Annotated in this window: 21 protein-coding genes and 1 pseudogene; 9 read left to right on the top strand and 13 right to left on the bottom strand. The window is 68.4% G+C overall.

What is annotated here, in order from left to right; all coding sequences use genetic code 11:
* Positions 1 to 75: 75 nt before the first annotated feature.
* Positions 76 to 789 (bottom strand): helix-turn-helix domain-containing protein, encoded by a 714-nt coding sequence (locus LT965_RS13620; protein ID WP_232701385.1) that lies wholly within the window; start codon positions 787 to 789, stop codon positions 76 to 78.
* A 152-nt stretch (positions 790 to 941) separates the two neighbouring features.
* Between LT965_RS13620 and LT965_RS13615 the strand changes: the two genes are divergently transcribed.
* The 4 genes from LT965_RS13615 to LT965_RS13600 are packed head-to-tail and all read left to right on the top strand — an operon-like array spanning position 942 to position 2,781.
* Complete coding sequence (locus LT965_RS13615; RefSeq protein ID WP_232701384.1) at positions 942 to 1,628, top strand: AzlC family ABC transporter permease; 687 nt, start codon at positions 942 to 944, stop codon at positions 1,626 to 1,628.
* Complete coding sequence (locus LT965_RS13610) at positions 1,625 to 1,942, top strand: AzlD domain-containing protein (protein WP_232701383.1); 318 nt, start codon at positions 1,625 to 1,627, stop codon at positions 1,940 to 1,942. The genes LT965_RS13615 and LT965_RS13610 overlap by 4 nt, the downstream gene beginning before the upstream one ends.
* A 31-nt stretch (positions 1,943 to 1,973) precedes the next feature.
* Positions 1,974 to 2,429 carry a thioredoxin-dependent thiol peroxidase gene (bcp, locus tag LT965_RS13605; RefSeq protein WP_232701382.1) on the top strand — a complete coding sequence of 152 codons (456 nt, stop codon included), beginning with the start codon at positions 1,974 to 1,976 and terminating at the stop codon, positions 2,427 to 2,429.
* Positions 2,430 to 2,466: 37 nt separating this feature from the next.
* The gene (locus LT965_RS13600) at positions 2,467 to 2,781 is read left to right on the top strand and encodes a nucleoside triphosphate pyrophosphohydrolase (protein WP_232701381.1); all 315 of its coding nucleotides are present in this window, start codon (positions 2,467 to 2,469) and stop codon (positions 2,779 to 2,781) included.
* Positions 2,782 to 2,795: 14 nt separating this feature from the next.
* On the opposite strand, the gene LT965_RS13595 is transcribed toward LT965_RS13600, so the two are convergent.
* Positions 2,796 to 4,073, bottom strand: coding sequence for a cation:proton antiporter (locus LT965_RS13595; RefSeq protein WP_232701380.1), 1,278 nt, complete (start codon positions 4,071 to 4,073; stop codon positions 2,796 to 2,798).
* A 120-nt stretch (positions 4,074 to 4,193) separates the two neighbouring features.
* Positions 4,194 to 4,589: a DUF5788 family protein gene (locus LT965_RS13590; protein WP_232701379.1), complete on the bottom strand. Its 396-nt coding sequence runs from the start codon at positions 4,587 to 4,589 to the stop codon at positions 4,194 to 4,196.
* Between the two features lie 159 nt (positions 4,590 to 4,748).
* Between LT965_RS13590 and LT965_RS13585 the strand changes: the two genes are divergently transcribed.
* Positions 4,749 to 4,982, top strand: coding sequence for a DUF7543 family protein (locus LT965_RS13585; protein WP_232701378.1), 234 nt, complete (start codon positions 4,749 to 4,751; stop codon positions 4,980 to 4,982).
* A gap of 3 nt (positions 4,983 to 4,985) precedes the next feature.
* On the opposite strand, the gene LT965_RS13580 is transcribed toward LT965_RS13585, so the two are convergent.
* The 7 genes from LT965_RS13580 to LT965_RS13550 form a co-directional block, all read right to left on the bottom strand.
* Positions 4,986 to 5,648, bottom strand: coding sequence for an O-methyltransferase (locus tag LT965_RS13580; RefSeq protein ID WP_232701377.1), 663 nt, complete (start codon positions 5,646 to 5,648; stop codon positions 4,986 to 4,988).
* A gap of 40 nt (positions 5,649 to 5,688) precedes the next feature.
* Complete coding sequence (locus LT965_RS13575; protein ID WP_232701376.1) at positions 5,689 to 6,636, bottom strand: mechanosensitive ion channel family protein; 948 nt, start codon at positions 6,634 to 6,636, stop codon at positions 5,689 to 5,691.
* Positions 6,637 to 6,720: 84 nt separating this feature from the next.
* Entirely contained in the window at positions 6,721 to 7,299 is a 579-nt protein-coding gene (locus LT965_RS13570; RefSeq protein WP_232701375.1) for a hypothetical protein, read from the bottom strand.
* Positions 7,300 to 7,426: 127 nt separating this feature from the next.
* Positions 7,427 to 7,996, bottom strand: coding sequence for a thioredoxin family protein (locus tag LT965_RS13565; RefSeq protein WP_232701374.1), 570 nt, complete (start codon positions 7,994 to 7,996; stop codon positions 7,427 to 7,429).
* 62 nt (positions 7,997 to 8,058) lie between these two features.
* Positions 8,059 to 9,006, bottom strand: a complete 948-nt coding sequence (locus tag LT965_RS13560; RefSeq protein ID WP_232701372.1) for an MBL fold metallo-hydrolase — start codon at positions 9,004 to 9,006, stop codon at positions 8,059 to 8,061.
* 31 nt (positions 9,007 to 9,037) lie between these two features.
* The gene (locus LT965_RS13555) at positions 9,038 to 9,655 is read right to left on the bottom strand and encodes a uracil-DNA glycosylase family protein (protein ID WP_232701371.1); all 618 of its coding nucleotides are present in this window, start codon (positions 9,653 to 9,655) and stop codon (positions 9,038 to 9,040) included.
* 25 nt (positions 9,656 to 9,680) lie between these two features.
* The gene (locus LT965_RS13550; protein WP_232701370.1) at positions 9,681 to 10,445 is read right to left on the bottom strand and encodes a hypothetical protein; all 765 of its coding nucleotides are present in this window, start codon (positions 10,443 to 10,445) and stop codon (positions 9,681 to 9,683) included.
* Positions 10,446 to 10,585: 140 nt separating this feature from the next.
* Here LT965_RS13550 and LT965_RS13545 point away from each other — a divergent pair, with 140 nt between their 5' ends.
* A complete protein-coding gene (locus LT965_RS13545) occupies positions 10,586 to 10,957 on the top strand; it encodes a winged helix-turn-helix transcriptional regulator (protein ID WP_232701369.1) in 372 nt (123 codons plus the stop codon).
* Here the strand turns inward: LT965_RS13545 and LT965_RS13540 are convergent.
* Positions 10,954 to 11,229 (bottom strand): MarR family transcriptional regulator, encoded by a 276-nt coding sequence (locus LT965_RS13540; RefSeq protein ID WP_232701367.1) that lies wholly within the window; start codon positions 11,227 to 11,229, stop codon positions 10,954 to 10,956. The genes LT965_RS13545 and LT965_RS13540 overlap by 4 nt on opposite strands.
* A 144-nt stretch (positions 11,230 to 11,373) precedes the next feature.
* Positions 11,374 to 11,535 (bottom strand): annotated as a pseudogene (locus LT965_RS13535) (HAD family hydrolase); the annotation flags it as partial.
* Between the two features lie 45 nt (positions 11,536 to 11,580).
* Here LT965_RS13535 and LT965_RS13530 point away from each other — a divergent pair.
* The 3 genes from LT965_RS13530 (at position 11,581) to LT965_RS13520 (ending at position 14,346) form a co-directional block, all read left to right on the top strand.
* Positions 11,581 to 13,218: a potassium channel family protein gene (locus LT965_RS13530; RefSeq protein ID WP_232701365.1), complete on the top strand. Its 1,638-nt coding sequence runs from the start codon at positions 11,581 to 11,583 to the stop codon at positions 13,216 to 13,218.
* 124 nt (positions 13,219 to 13,342) lie between these two features.
* On the top strand, positions 13,343 to 13,999 hold the full coding sequence (locus LT965_RS13525; RefSeq protein ID WP_232701364.1) for an RAD55 family ATPase: 657 nt from the start codon (positions 13,343 to 13,345) through the stop codon (positions 13,997 to 13,999).
* Positions 13,996 to 14,346: a VOC family protein gene (locus LT965_RS13520; RefSeq protein ID WP_232701363.1), complete on the top strand. Its 351-nt coding sequence runs from the start codon at positions 13,996 to 13,998 to the stop codon at positions 14,344 to 14,346. Before LT965_RS13525 ends, LT965_RS13520 begins: the two co-directional genes overlap by 4 nt.
* A gap of 3 nt (positions 14,347 to 14,349) precedes the next feature.
* Here the strand turns inward: LT965_RS13520 and LT965_RS13515 are convergent, their stop codons facing one another.
* Positions 14,350 to 14,769 carry a GIY-YIG nuclease family protein gene (locus LT965_RS13515; RefSeq protein WP_232701362.1) on the bottom strand — a complete coding sequence of 140 codons (420 nt, stop codon included), beginning with the start codon at positions 14,767 to 14,769 and terminating at the stop codon, positions 14,350 to 14,352.

The raw sequence follows: 14,769 nt of genomic DNA, 5'->3' as shown, positions 1-14,769 counted from the left end.
TGCGTGCCGACCATGGGAGGTGGCCGGCAAATACTGACGCGTTTTCGCCCGCCGCGAAGCGGGTGGACGACTACGTCACGGGTCGAGGAGCTTCGCCTCTGCCTTCCGGAGGTGCTCTAACAGCGTCGTCTTCGAGATGTCGAGTTGGTCGGCGAGTTCCCGCGTGGAGACCTCCCGGGGCCACTCGTAGTAGCCTTTCTCCCGGGCGAGTTCGTACACCTCTCGCTGACTCCGCGTGAGCCGGTCGACCTGCTGGAGTTCCCGGGACTCCCCGCCGACCGAGCCGATTCGCGCGATGTCGATCTCGGCGCCGGTCCGCTCGCAGATCTCGTCGATCTCCGTCTCGATATCGGACCGTTCGCCGAGGTATCTGACGTCCCAGTTCTCCCTTCCCCCCTCGATCTTCCCGGGCGCCGTGTGCACGAAGCCGTGTTCGAGCAACAGCGGACAGATCATGTTGCCGGGGTCGTGTTCGAGGAAGAACTCCCGCGAGACCGACCCAGGGGCGATGCGGTGGCGACGCGTGTCGAACTGCGTCTGGAGTTCGCGGACCGTATCCGTCAGCGGCGACGACTCGATGTCCGCGATGAGCGTCTCCACCTCTCCCTCCGTCTCACCGTAGGCGGTGAACAGGCCGTTGACCGTCGATTCCCCCCTCGTCGGCGTGTCGTAGACGGCGTGGGCCAGTATCCCGCCCTCGTGGCGCTCCGTCGCCTGGATGGCCCAGCAGTCCGGGTGCCACAGGTCCAGCCGGAGTCGCGTGCCCGCCTCCGTACTCACCTCACTCATCGCCGTGGTGTTGTGACCCTACGGGTTTGATGTTACCTGTTCCCACGAGTCGAGTCGCGGTGGAAAAATCCCCGACCGAGGGAGGCCGACGCGCAGTCTCGGCCTGCCGCAACGACAACCTTCTTCTCCGCACCGGCGACTACTCCGAGTCCATGACCGAGCGCGCGGACTTCCTGTCCGGACTGCGAGGTGCCCTGCCGGCACTCCCAGCGAACATCCCGTTCGGGTTCGTCGCGGGTGCGGCCGCCGTACAGGCCGGCTTCACGGACGTCCAGGCGGTAGCGATGTCCGCACTGATCTTCGGCGGCGCCGCCCAACTCGCGGCGATCGACCTCCTGGAGAGCGGGTCGCCCCTCGTCGTGGTCGCGCTCACGGCAGTCGTTGTGAACATGCGCTACACGATGTACAGCGCCGCCATCGCCCCTTACTTCCGGCGGTTCTCGGAGCGCTGGCGGATCGTCTGCTGTCAGTTCATCGTCGACACGACGTTCGCCATCGCCGTCACCGAGTACGAGCGGAACGAGGACACCGACCGGCTGGCGTACTACCTCGGCGTCTCCGCCGCCATCTACGCGACGTACGTCGGCGGCACCGCAGTGGGCGTGGTGGCCGGCAACCGCCTCCCCGACGGATTCCAGCTGGACTTCGCGGTCCCCCTCCTGTTCCTCGCGCTGCTCGTCCCGTCGATGACCGACGAACCGACGAACGTCGCGGCCGCCGTCGGCGGGTTCGTCGCGCTCGTCGCCGTGGGCGTGCCGATGAACCTCGGCATCGTGCTCGCCGCGCTAACCGGCGTCCTCGCGGGTGTCGTCGTCGACGTGACGGGGGTAGGCCAGTGAAACTCTGGCTGGTCATCCTCGCCGCGGCAGCCGGGACGTACGTGTTCCGCGTCTCGTTCGTCGCGCTGTTCGGTCGCATGGACGAGGTACCGCCACGCGTGAAGCGCACGCTCGCGTTCGTGCCCCCCGCGGTGCTGGCCGCGCTCGTGGCGCCGGAACTGCTCCTCCAGGACGGGGCGCTCGCGGTGTCTCTCGGGAACGACCGCCTGCTCGCCGGCCTGGTCGCCGCGGGCGTCGCGTGGCGCACCGAGGACATGCTCGCCACCGTCGCCGTCGGGATGGGCGTCCTGTACGCGCTCTCGCTGGTACCGTAACGGCTTCAGTGGGGGCGTCCAAACTCGCGGTATGCTCGCAGAAGGCGACACGGCGCCCGGCTTCGAACTCCCGAACCAGGACGGCGAGACGGTGGCGCTCTCGGACTTCGAGGGCCAGTACACAGTCGTCTACTTCTACCCGCGGGCCGACACCCCCGGCTGTACGACGCAGGCGTGCAGTTTCCGGGACCGCTGGGACGACTACGCCGACCGCGACGTGACGGTACTCGGCATCAGCGACGACCCGGTCGAGGACCTCGCGGACTTCCAGGAGAAGTACGACCTCCCGTTCGACCTGCTGAACGACGAGGACGGCGAGGTGGCGACCGCCTACGACTCCTACGGCGAGAAGACCATCTTCGGGAACGAGGTCGTCGGGACGTTCCGGAACACGTTCGTCGTCGGCCCGGACGGCGACCTCGTCGCCGTCTTCGAGGGCGTCGACCCCGAGGAACACGCCGACGAAGTGCTCGCAGTCGTCGAGTAACGACACGCTCTTCTCGCCGGCCGGCAACTCGCTGCCCGTGACCCGCGAGTACGACAAACTGGTACGCGACCGCATCCCCGAGGTGGTCCGCGAGGACGACGAGACGCCGGTCACGCACCGCGTGGACGGCGAAGCGTACCGCGACCGCCTCGCCGACAAACTGCTCGAGGAGGCCACCGAGTACGCCGAGAGCCGTGCGGTCGAGGAACTCGCAGACGTCCTCGAAGTGGTGGCGGCCATCCGCGAGGCCCGTGACGTGAGCAGCGAGGAACTCGAAGCGATCCGGGCGGAGAAGGCCGCCGAGCGGGGCGGCTTCACCGACGGCGTCGTCCTCGAACGCGTCGAGGAGTAGTGTATCCCGTCGGTTCAACCGTCCCGACCGTGGTCGAGCCAGTCCATCACTGCGTTCGCCGTGACGCCGTGGACGACGACCGACGTCAGGACGACGAACCCGATCAGTGCCCACAGTTCCTCCGCGGCGACGAGCAGTTCGATCTCCTCGAACGTCGCCTCGTTGAGGGCGAACGCGAGGTAGTAGAACGAACCGATCCCGCGGATACCGAACGAGGAGACGACGAACCGCTCGCCCCAGGACAGCGAGGTTCCGAGCAGGCCGACCAGCCCGGCCACCGGACGAACCACGAAGACCAGGGTGAGTCCGACGACTGCGTGGAGCCACGTCAGCGGGGCGAAGAGCCCGCCGACGATGGCCCCGCCGAACAGCACCAGCACCGCCGCCATCACGATGCGTTCGATCATTACGGCGTAGTCGTGGAGATCCATGTAGTAGTCGTGCTCCCACTCGTAGTGGCGCAGCACCAGCGCGGCGACGAACACCGCGATGAACCCGTAGCCGTGGAGGAGTTCGGCGATGCCGTAGGTGAGGAGCGTCGCCGCCAGGGCCTCGGCGCCCTCCATGACCTTCCCGAGCTGGGTCGTGACGGGCCCGCGGAAGATGACGCGCGCGATCACCTGCCCGGTGAGGTAGCCGACGACGACACCGACGGTGATTTCGTAGAGGACGTGGACGAGGAACCACTCACCAATCCAGCCGAGCGACGACGCCCCCGACGCGGCGGCCGCCGCGATGGCTAAGTGGGTGAAGGGGAACGCCAGGCCGTCGTTGAGCCCCGCTTCCGAGGTCAGTGCGAACCGGACTTCTCCCTCCTGCTCCGTCGGATCGGCGTCCTCGTCGAGCCCCTCGGTCGGTGGGGTGACCTGCACGTCCGAGGCCAACACCGGGTCCGTGGGGGCGACGATGGCGCCGAGGAGGATCGCCGTCGGAAGTAACGTGCCCAGGACGCTCGTCCCGAGGAGTGCGGCAGCGACGATGGTGAGCGGCATCGTAACGACGAGGAGTCGCCACGTGTTCGACCAGGACTGCCACTCGAACGGGCGGTCGAGTTTCAGGCCCGCGCCCATCAACGCGATAATCACGACGAACTCGGAGAGCCGCTCGGCGAGGTCCGCGTGCTCCACCGGGTCGGGGATCTCGACACCGAGGGGGAGCGAGAAGAGAACCACTCCCGCGGCGACGTAGATCAGCGGGAACGACATCGGTTTGTTCGCGAGCAACCGCGGCAGGACCACCGCCCCGAAGATGGCGAGACCGACGAGTACCAGGACAATCTCGTAGACGGCCATTCGGCAAGAAATACTGCTCGTTCGCGTAAAAGCTCGTTGCGGGCCGTGGGCGGAAGCGGCCCTTCTCGGGGCGCTCCCCCGATACGTCTCGCAACGGAAAGTCCGTGGACGGCCGCGTCCTCACCGCAGCAGCGCCAGCAGTTCCCGGGCGTCCTCGAGTTCCTTCTGCCGGAGTTGCTCGCCGATGTCCGGTTCGTCCAGACCGTCGAGCGCGGTGAGCGCCCGGTCGAGCCCGTGGATGCTCTCGACGAGTTCCTCCCCCTCCTCGAGCGTGATGGCTTCCCGTTCGAGGCGCTGTTTGCGTTCGAGGCGTTCCCGACGGAGCTTCGACTTCACGTCCTCGATGCGGTCGCGCTCGCCCTCCGGGATGGCGTCTAGACGCTTGCACTCGAAGACGAACTCGCGGACGTCGATGGTCGTCCCCTGTACGTCGAGTTCCTCGGGCATCTCCTCGCCGATGGTGCCCGTCGAGCGCCGGACCTCTCCGAGGAGTTCCCGTCGCTGCGGTTCGTTCATGGCCTCACGTGGATGCTCGAACGGCGGGAGCAAAGGCATTCCGAGTAACGAATTACTCTAAGCATGGCGACACTTTTGGGCACCTGGACGAACGCCTCGGCAACGCCTCGACTGTCGAATTTGGGTACCGTTATGACGCGTTCGCCCCAACGCCGAGCCATGGAGTGGGAGGAACTCGACCGCGAGAACGGTCGCGAGTGGGAGCGCGAGGACGGCTACGCCGTGATTCGCCTGCGCCAGACTGCGCGCGGCGAGTGGGCTGTCACGTTCGACCGCCTCGAACAGGCGCCCGAAGGGTCGGCCTACCAGCGCGTCACCGTCGGTAGCGAGGACGCCGCGCTCTCCCGCGTCGAGACGTTCAAGCAGCGCTCCGGCCCGGAAGCCGACGCCTGACCGTCAGGACTCCCTGTGGACGCTGACCGCGACGCCCTCGCCGAGCGGGACGAACGCCGTCTCGAACTCCGGGTGGTCGCGGACGTGTTCGACGTACGCCGCGATACCTTCCGTCATGTCGTCGGGCGCCGGCGCGCCGTCGAGCGTGGCGGTCACGTCGCCCGTCTCCACGGGGCCGGCCATCATGTTGTCCGCGACGACGACGCCACCCGGGGAGAGGTCCGCTACCGCCTGCTCGAACGCGTCGACGTAGCGTTCCTTGTCGTGGTCGAGGAAGATCACGTCGAATGGGCCGTCGTAGCGCTCGAAGGTCTCCAGGGCGTCGCCGGCCTCGAAGTGGACGTCCGTCTCGTGGTCGGCCCTGCCGAGGAACTCGCGGGCCTCGTCGAGATTCTCCTCGTCGTAGTCCGTGAGCACGATCTCGCCGTCGGCCGGGAGCGCGCCGAGGAACCAGGCCGCCGAGTAGCCGAACCCGGAGCCGAACTCGAAGATCCGCTGGGCGCTCGCGAGCGTCGCGACGACCCTGAGGAACTGGCCGGCGTCCGGGCCGACTGTCGGGAACCCCTGTGTCTCGCCGTACTCCGTCATCTCAGCGAGCAGTGGCGACTGGTCGGGGTTCGCCGCTGCGAGGAACGCGGCTGCGGTGTCGTCGAGCACGAGACTCATGCCCGAGACGTCGGGAGCCCCGGCCTTAGCGGTTGTGCCGTCAGCGGTTCCGACTGACCGGGAAGCTCACGCGCTCGGGGTGTTCCGCGAGTCTCTCGAGGACGCGCTCGTACAGTTCGTTGCGGGTGCGCTGGGCGCGCTTGGGGTTCACGAGGTACCGCACGCGAAGTTCCACCCAGGACTCCTTCTGGGCGATGTTGACGCTCGGGCGGTCCTGGACCTCCAGTTCCACCGGCGTCTCCGCGAGTTGCTCGCGGAACCGCGCGACCTCCCGGTGCATCGTCTCGCCGAGGTGGGCCTCGGCCGTCTCGCGGAGCAGTTCCTGCGTGAACGCCAGGTCCGTCTCGTAGGACACCTGCACCGGGAGTTCGTTCCAGACGAACGGGAACTCCTCGCGGCTGAAGTTCACGACGTGGCTCGTCAGCACGACGCTGTTCGGCACCGTGATGTGCCGACCGGAGGGCTGGTTCGAGGAGACGAGTTCGCCGTTGATCTCCCACAGCGTCGTAACGAGGTAGTCGACGTCGATGACGTCGCCCTTCGACTCGTCGATGCGCACGCGGTCGCCGACCTGGAACGGCTGTTTGGTCATCACGTACACCCAGCCGAGGAGGCTCAACAGTGGCTGCTGGAGCGCCAGCGAGACGGCCACGCCAGCGACGCCGAGGGAGACGAGCGCGGGCACCCAGCGGTCCGTGACGACGCCGAGCACCCCGATGGCGGCCACGACGAGGGCGACGAGACGGAGGACGGACTCGACGCGGTGGCGACGGGGCCTGTCCATCGACGACGACAGCGCGACGGACGTCACGAGGTGGTAGCCACCGGCGACGGCGAACGCGACAGCGACCGCCGTCAGTCCGCGCCCCACGACCAGAGGAACCGGGTACGACGTCTCGACGACGGTCGCGATAACTGGCGGCAACACGGCGGCGAGGACGCCGCTGGCGAGCGCGGCGAGCACGTAGAGCGTCGCGCGACGGGTCACGCCGGACCGTGACGGTCGACGGCCAAAGAGCTACCGGCGTCCGAATCACGGGAGTTCCGGGGACGCGAATCTGGCGACGAGCCATCAGAACAGTCGTGCGAACGCTCCGCCGACGCTCCCGCTGACGAGGCCGACGAGGCCGCCCAGGACGACCACGAAGACGCTCCAGACGAGGGTGACGAATCCCACTACCTGCGGTGCGACCAGCGTCTTGAGCGCGAGGGTCCGAGTTCCCTCTACGCCCGCGACGGTCGCGAGGAGGAACGCTACGCCGAGGAGGACGACGAGAGCCACGGACCCGAGGAGGCCGCCGACGGTCCCGTACCACGCTCCGCGGAGGACGCTGCCGGCCCGGTACCCGACGTAGCCGAACAGGCCCGCGGCAGTCAGAACGACCAGTGCGCTGGCGTCGTCAGCGACAGTGAGGACGACCGCGAGCAGGACGGCCACCCCGAGTACCCGGTTCGCACGTGGAGACAGGCGAGCGCGAATCGCGCCGACCGTCCTGGACGACCGGTAGGCCCGGTGGAGCACGAAGCCGACCACGCAGAAGCCCCCCAGCGCGACGGCGGTCTTCGCGTCCGATGAGACCAGCAGGACGACGACGAGCAACACCGCCACACTGCCGACCGTCGTCGCCATGTCCCTGAGGGAGCGGTGCATCTGCCCGAGGTGCACGAGCCAGCGACAAATACCCCCGTGTTCGTCGAGTGTTCGACCACCCGAGTGCGACTGTCGCGCCGCGGCTACTCCCGACGTTCAGCGCTACTGTCCCCCACCGCTTCCGGGGTCACTCCTCGCGCCACTTGATGGAGCAGCCACGCGACGGCAGGAACCCCTTCTTTACGTCGTCGCCGTCGAGCACGCTGTCGATGGCGTCGCGCATGTCGCCGCCCGGGCGCGTCGGTTCGTCGTCGGGGTTGAGTGCGTCGTCGAGGCGCCCCTGCCACGCGAGTTCGAAGCCGTCGCCCGCGTTCCGGAGGAGGAACGGGTCGGGCGTGCACGTCGCACCGTACGCGCGGGCGACGTCCTGGGACTCGTCGCGGAGGTAGGCGTCGTAGTCGACGGTGCCCTCGTCGACGAGTTCCTGCATGCGTTCGAAGGAGTCGTCGGGGTACTCCTCGGCGTCGTTCGGGTTGACGCCGACGACGGCCACGTCGTCGTAGTCGTCGGCGATGTCGTTGAGCACGTCGAACTTCGCCTTCGCGTACGGGCAGTGGTTGCAGGTGAACGCGAGCAGCACCGCCTCGTCGTCCGCGAAGTCCGCGAGGGCGTACGTCTCCTCATCGGTACCTCGGAGTTCGAAGTCGGGCGCGTCGTCTCCCGGTTCCAGTTCCGTGTCCGACTCAGTCTCGACCATGTCCGTACCTCCACGGTCGCGAACAAAGACAGTTTGGATGGGAGGAACGGGACACCCGCCGCTCAAGCGAGCAGGTAGCCGTCGTCGGTCTCCGCCAGTTCGCCCTCGTGGACGAGGTGGTCGAGGTGGGCGAACGCCTCGCCCGGTCCGTGGAGGATGTGGATGGAGGACAGCGAGCCGAACAGTTCCGCACTCACGTCCCACGCGGAAACCGGACCCTGCTCGGTGACCACCGAACGGACGCGCTCGGTTCGCTCGTCGTGGTGGGCCGCGATGTCCCGGGCGCGAGCGCTCGGCGCGAAGATGGGGCCGCGGTGGCCAGGCCACGCACGGTCCCAGTCGAGGGCCTCGATGCGTTCGAGGCTGGCGAGGTACTGCGCGAGTGGGCGGTCGACGCGGACGTCCGCGCCGCCGACGTTCGGCGTGTACTTCGGGAGGATGGCGTCGCCGACGAACGCCTCGCGGCGGCCGTCGCGCTCGAACTGGTAGGCGACCAGGCCGGCGGCGTGACCCGGGAGGTGGACGGCCTCGACGTCAAAGTCGCCGAGCGAGACGGTGTCGCCGTCGCTCAGGGGCGTCACGTCCACCGGGTCCCCGGAGAGACCGGCGTGCCGCTCGAAGACCGCCTCGAGTTCGCGCTGCTTCTCCGCGGGCATCCCCCAACGGTCGAGGCAGTTCAGCCGGGCGGACTCAACGGCGGCGAGCGCGTCGCCGTCGTGTGCGATCAGCGGCGCGTCGGCCTCGTGGGCGTAAACCGTGGCGTCGCCGTCTGTCTGGATGGCGCCAGCGAGGCCGGCGTGGTCGGGGTGCCAGTGCGTGAGGAGAACCTGGTCGACAGCATCGAACGACGCGCCGTGGTCGGCGAGCGCGTCCCGGAGTTCGGCTGCGACGGCCGGCGTCGCGATGCCAGTGTCGACGAGCGTCGTCGGTGTGCCGGCGTCCTCCGCCCCGAGGAGGTAGACGCTGTTGTGCCCCTCGAAGGCGGCGTTCGTCAACTGGATCTGGTGCACGCCGCGGCCTAACAGGCGGGCGGATAAATCACTATCTGACCACGTACCGCTCGGACCCGACGAGGAACCGACCGAGGTCGGCCTCCCGCTGGTAGTTCGACCCGCGGACGGCGCGGAGGGCCTCGACGTACGCCGCCTCGTCCTCGTCGGTCCACTCCGCGGGGTCGAGGGCGGGCACGACAAGCCAGCCGCTGCCGTGGAGTTCCTCGGCGTGGACGTCGGCGAGGGTCACGTCGTCTGGGTCGATCGCCGTGTACTCCCGGAGCACGTGGCGGGTCGCGCGCTCGCCGACCGGAAGCAGCACGTGGGCGGTGATGGCGCGTAGTTCCGCGTCGAAGAACGGCTCTAGCTCCGCGTACTCGCGCTCGGAGGGCGTCCCATCGGTGACGCAGGCGTGGAGGTACGAGAGGAACAGGTTCGACGGTTCGCCGTCGTCGTCGAGCAGCGCGACGGCGGCGAGTACGTCCCGGAAGCGGTCGGCAGCGGGCGTCCCCGTGAACGGGACCTCCGTTTCGGCACCGCCGTGGACGCCCGGGTGGTCGCCGACCACGTGGAAGTCCGCGTTCGCGTCGCCGTACCCCGGGACGAACGCTTCGCACGGCGGTCGCATGTCGAATGGGTTGCTCGTCCGGTCCGTGACGTTCTGCACGACCCACCGTAGACCGTAGCCGCCCTTAAGCGCCGCGAGATGCGGCGCTCGCGACGTCGTCGACGACGATGGTGGCGGCCGCGGACCCGACGAGCGACGGGTAGGCGACGAGCACAGTGCCGACGAGGACGCCGACGACGCCCGCGCTCGTGACCAGCGGCGAGAGCACGACGGAGGCGACCGCCACCACGACCGCGTACGCCGCCGAGAACGCGAGGTAGTCGCCGCCGTCGAGGGCGAGCGTCGCGCTCTCCGCGAGCGCCGTCAGGGCGTCGCTACCGCGCAGGACGACGAGGTAGGGTGCCGCCCAGAGCAGGTAGCCGAGGACGAAGACGAGCGGGAGGCCGACGACCACGAGGACGCCGGCACCGCCCGCCAACAGTACTATCGCGAGGCCGCCGAACAGGAGGAACTGGACGACCCTGACGCCGAGGATGGAGAGCCAGTGGTCCTCGACGGCCGCCAGGAAGTCGGGGTCACGGTCGCGGTGGGCGTCCCGGATGCCGCCGAGGTAGCCGGCGACCACCGCTGCCTCCACGACCAGGAAAATGGGCACGAACAGCAGCGGCGTCGGACTGTGGAGCGTGACGCCCTGGGCCGGCGGGTCGACGACGGTCCACAGCGTGGCGACGTCCGTGGGGAGGGCGAACTTCACGTTCACGCCGACGTTCGACGGGTCGATAGCGGCAGCCACCTTCCCGAACGCGAACAGCGTCAGGACGGCGGGGACGACTGCGTACTCGGAGACGCGCCCAGCGAGGCGGGACGCGCGGGCAAGCAGGGAGGGCATCGTCGGAGGGGACGTCCGGCCGGACCGTATCAGTTTCCCATCGAGAGCCCCGCCCGGGCCGCGGAGCGACCGAGGGCTTACCTACCGGTAAGTAGCTATCCTCAGGTAGCCTTAACTTGGCTGCGTCCCAACTGCCGAGTATGGACGACAACGAGCGGCTACCCGCGTGGTGCCCGGGCGAAGGCTGGTGTTCGATCACCGCGACGGCGTCGCTGGTGGGGAAGAAGTGGCACCCCGTCATCATCCACCGACTGCTGGCGGAGGGTCCGCTCGGGTTCAACGACCTCCAGTCGGAGGTCGACGGCATCTCGAGCAAGGTGCTCTCCGAGAGTCTCGACGACCTGACGGACAAGCGCATCGTCTCCCGGACCATCGTCAGCGAGAAACCCGTCCGCGTCGAGTACGCGCTGACCGACCTGGGGGAGTCCCTCGAACCGGTCGTGATGTCGCTGGCGGAGTGGGGAGAACAGTACCTCGAACCCGTCGAGGAAGAGGCGGCGTCGCTCGTCTAGTCGAGGGCGACTTCGGCCTCGGACTCCGTCTCGGCCTCCTCCTCGTCGAGGGAGAGACGGTAGAGGTTCTGTCGCGCGTCCGGGATGTAGATGTCCTTCTCGACGACGTCGGCCTGCTGCAGTCGGTCGAGCGCGTCCCGAACTGTCCGCTGGGAGAGCCGGGAGTTCTCGACGATCTGTTTCTGCGTGAGTCCCCCGTTGTACTCCAGTACCTTCCAGACGAGTTTCGCGCTGGGCGGCAGGTCCTGGACGAGTTCGTCGGTCGTGCTCATCTAACACCCACTGGGGACGCCACCCCCTTTAGCACTCGGTAACGGTCGTGTGAGCCAGTTACCTGGAGGTAACCGCGCCCGCTGTTCCCCCGGAACTGGCTTCCGGCTCGGTCAGATCGTAGCCCCCGAATGGCGGCTCCAGACGAGCGCGGGCGCGTCGTTGACGCCGTCGCCCACCATCATCGCCTTCGTGCCGTCGGACTGGATGGCGTCGACGGCGTCGCCATTCTCGTCGGGGAGGACGCTCACGCGGACGTTCTCGGGGTCGATGCCGACCCGCTCGGCGACGGCCCGCGCGGTGCGCTCCCCGACTTCGAGGGTTTAAGTCCTCGGCAGCGGTATCCCCGCCAGATGCTGCGACAGTACCGGCGCGCACTCGGATACGTCGCGTTCCTCGTCGCCGTTGGGGTGGTGTACACCGCCGCGTTCAAGTACGGGATGGCGGCGTTCGAGGACGAGCCCGTCACGTGGGTGGAGTCGTTGCACTTCGTCACGGAGACGTTCACCACCACCGGGTACGGCCAGTTCGCGCCGTGGTCCTCGGACGCGATGCTCGCTCTCGTGGACTTCATGGACATCACCGCGGTGTTCATCATCTTCCTCACCATCCCCCTGTTCGCCGTGCCGTGGGTCGAGGAGCGACTCGCGGCCGAACCGCCGACGAGTGTCGCGCTGCAGGACCACGTCGTCGTCTGCGGCTTCGGCCCGCGCAGCGAGACGCTCGTGACGGAGCTCGACTCGCAGGGCGTCGACTACGTGTTCCTCGAACGGGACCGCGAGCGCGCACTCGAACTCCAGGAACGCGGCCGCCCAGTCGTCCACGGCGACCCTGAGTCGACTGCCGGGCTGCTCGGCGCGAACGTCACGCACGCCGACGCCATCGTCATCGACGAGGACGACGAGGTGAACGCCACCATCGCGCTCACGGTGCGCGAACTCGCGCCGGAGCTCCAGATGGTCTGTTTCGTCGAGGACGAGTCGCTCTCGGAGTACCTCCGGTACGCGGGGGTCGACCGCGTGCTGAACCCCCGCCAGCTACTCGGCAGGAGTCTCGCGGAGAAGGTGACGACCGCCGTCAGCACCAATCTCGGGGACGCCATCGAGCTGGGCGCGGACTTCGAGATCGTGGAGATGCCCATCCACCACGACAGCGAACTGGAGGGCGTCACGCTGGCGGCGTCGAAGATCCGCGAGCGCACCGGCGTGAACGTCATCGGCGCGTGGTTCTCCGGTGAGTTCTTCGCGTCCCCGGACCCGGACCACGCGCTCACCCGGGACACCATCCTGCTCGTCGCGGGCCGCGAGTCCCAGCTCGAGGCGCTCAAACAGATCACGCTCGCGGAGGGACGTGCCCGCCACACCCAGCGTGTCGTACTCGCGGGGTACGGCGAAGTCGGCTCGACCGTCGGGGAGGTGCTCGAACGCGAGAACATCGACACCACAGTCGTGGACCGCCAGGAACTCGACGGGGTGGACGTCGTCGGCGACGCGACCGAGGAGGAGACGCTCAGGGCCGCGGGCATCGACGAGGCGAGTGCGCTCATCCTCGCGCTCGGCGACGACACGGACACAATCTTCTCGACGCTGGTCGCGCGAGAGGCCAGCGACGAGGTGGAGATTCTCGGGCGGGCGAACAACCCGGAGAGCGCCTCGAAGCTGTACGCCGCGGGCGCCGACTACGTGCTCACGCTGGCGACCGTCGCCGGCCGGATGCTCGCCCAGACGCTGCTCAACGAGGACGTGATGGCCCTCGACAAACAGGTCGACCTGGTGCGCACCGACGCTCCGAACTTCGAGGGACGGACCCTCGCGGAGGCGAACATCCAGGCTCGCACCGGCTGTACGGTCATCGCCGTCGAGCGGGACGGCGAGGTGCTCTCGGAGCTCGACGCGGAGTTCCGCATCCACCAGGGCGACGCGCTCGTCGTCGCCGGCGACGACGAGGACATCGCGGAGTTCAACCGGATCGCCGGCGTCTCGCCGGAGTGAGCCGTCTTCGGGGCGTCGGGTGGTGCGCGGACGGACGAAATCGTTGCCAACCCGCCCACACTTATGTGTCTCCGGTTCAGTTTCTCCAGAACAACGTCGCGTGGCGTAAGCTTGCTCTGCAACGATGACGTACAACGTTAACGGGGTGTTGCCGGACTCGCTCTCGGCGGGGTTCGACGACGGGACGAACCTCCTGTTGAGCGGGCCGGCGATGTCGGGAAAGCGAGCCCTGCTCCTCGAGCTACTCGCTCGCGGCGACGCGGACGGCGAAGGGTCGGTGCTGGTCACCTCCCGAGACCCGGCCGACGAGGTGCTCGCCGAGTACGAGGACGCCCTCGGCGGCGACCCCGGGTTCCTCCGGCTCGTCGACTGCGTCAGCACGCAGAGTGGGAGCGCCACGGACGGCGACCGCGTGCGCTACGTCTCGTCGCCGGGCGACCTCACCGGGATGGGTATCGAGTTCTCCGAGGTGGCGAGCATCGCCAGCCAGCAGGGCGTCGACCGGCTCCGCGTCGGCTTCGACTCGCTGTCTCCACTCCTGATGTACGTCGACATCGAGCGGCTGTTCCGGTTCCTCCACGTGTTCACGAGTCAGATCCAGACCCAGGGGTGGCTCGGAATCTTCTCCGTCGACCCGGAGAGCCACGACGACCAGACGATGAACACCATCAGCCAGCTGTTCGACGGCGTCGTCGACCTCCGCATCACGGACGGCGGCGAGCGCGAGGTGCGCGTCCGCGGCATCACCGACACGCCCACCGACTGGGTGACCCTCGAGTGAGCGGCATCGTCTTCTTCCGGAGTGCGGACCGCGAGCGCGTCGTCGAGTTCTACCGGACCCGACTCGGCTTCGAGCCGTGGGTCGAACAGGACGGCTGCACCATCCTCGCCCACGACGACCTCAAACTCGGCTTCTGTGACACCGACGGCGACCCGGAGACCGACGGCATCGTCACGCTGTACTACGACAGTCGCGACGCCGTCGACGAGAAGCGAGCTGCCCTTGCGGACGTCGCGACAGACGACCCGCGCGAGAACGACCAGTACGACATCTACCAGTTCTTCGGGGAGGACCCGGAGGGGCGCACCCTGGAGTTCCAGACGTTCCTCCACGACCTCCCCGAGTGACGCTTACGGGAGTTCGCGGTCGTGGACGGCCGCAGCAGCGGTCGCTAGCGTATCACGGCTCGGCGCGTACGCGAGATGGGTGTCGCAGTCGCAGTCCGACGCGCCGAGGCCCGCGACCGGCGACGCGGCGGCGGCGAGCCTGCGCGCGGCCTCGCACTCCACGTCCTCGTCGTCGGTGACGTAGACCGCGTCCACGCTCGACGCGGGGTGCCCGAGGAGGTAGTCGACGTGCCAGTGGCGCGCGTCTCGGTCGCCGGCCGCGAGGTCACAGTGGCGCTGCACGCGTTTGAGCCCACCCGCGCCGAACGCCGACCCAGTGTACGCGTACCAGCCTGCCTCGAGGTCGTAGGCGCCCCTCGCGCCGAACTCGACCGTGTCGGACGCAGGCAGCGAGACGACCAGCGTGTACGTGCCCGGCTGCAT

It is taken from the genome of Halobacterium wangiae (assembly GCF_021249345.1).
Taxonomy (GTDB): domain Archaea; phylum Halobacteriota; class Halobacteria; order Halobacteriales; family Halobacteriaceae; genus Halobacterium; species Halobacterium wangiae.
This window is presented reverse-complemented; position numbering and strand designations above follow the sequence as displayed.

Excerpts from the sequence above, each read along its gene's own strand:
- LT965_RS13620 (WP_232701385.1), bottom strand. The coding sequence starts at position 789 with ATGAGTGAGGTGAGTACGGAGGCGGGCACGCGACTCCGGCTGGACCTG.
- LT965_RS13615 (WP_232701384.1), top strand. The coding sequence starts at position 942 with ATGACCGAGCGCGCGGACTTCCTGTCCGGACTGCGAGGTGCCCTGCCG.
- bcp (WP_232701382.1), top strand. The coding sequence starts at position 1,974 with ATGCTCGCAGAAGGCGACACGGCGCCCGGCTTCGAACTCCCGAACCAG.
- LT965_RS13595 (WP_232701380.1), bottom strand. The coding sequence starts at position 4,073 with ATGGCCGTCTACGAGATTGTCCTGGTACTCGTCGGTCTCGCCATCTTC.
- LT965_RS13590 (WP_232701379.1), bottom strand. The coding sequence starts at position 4,589 with ATGAACGAACCGCAGCGACGGGAACTCCTCGGAGAGGTCCGGCGCTCG.
- LT965_RS13585 (WP_232701378.1), top strand. The coding sequence starts at position 4,749 with ATGGAGTGGGAGGAACTCGACCGCGAGAACGGTCGCGAGTGGGAGCGC.
- LT965_RS13580 (WP_232701377.1), bottom strand. The coding sequence starts at position 5,648 with ATGAGTCTCGTGCTCGACGACACCGCAGCCGCGTTCCTCGCAGCGGCG.
- LT965_RS13570 (WP_232701375.1), bottom strand. The coding sequence starts at position 7,299 with ATGCACCGCTCCCTCAGGGACATGGCGACGACGGTCGGCAGTGTGGCG.
- LT965_RS13565 (WP_232701374.1), bottom strand. The coding sequence starts at position 7,996 with ATGGTCGAGACTGAGTCGGACACGGAACTGGAACCGGGAGACGACGCG.
- LT965_RS13550 (WP_232701370.1), bottom strand. The coding sequence starts at position 10,445 with ATGCCCTCCCTGCTTGCCCGCGCGTCCCGCCTCGCTGGGCGCGTCTCC.
- LT965_RS13545 (WP_232701369.1), top strand. The coding sequence starts at position 10,586 with ATGGACGACAACGAGCGGCTACCCGCGTGGTGCCCGGGCGAAGGCTGG.
- LT965_RS13540 (WP_232701367.1), bottom strand. The coding sequence starts at position 11,229 with ATGAGCACGACCGACGAACTCGTCCAGGACCTGCCGCCCAGCGCGAAA.
- LT965_RS13530 (WP_232701365.1), top strand. The coding sequence starts at position 11,581 with ATGCTGCGACAGTACCGGCGCGCACTCGGATACGTCGCGTTCCTCGTC.
- LT965_RS13525 (WP_232701364.1), top strand. The coding sequence starts at position 13,343 with ATGACGTACAACGTTAACGGGGTGTTGCCGGACTCGCTCTCGGCGGGG.
- LT965_RS13515 (WP_232701362.1), bottom strand. The coding sequence starts at position 14,769 with ATGCAGCCGGGCACGTACACGCTGGTCGTCTCGCTGCCTGCGTCCGAC.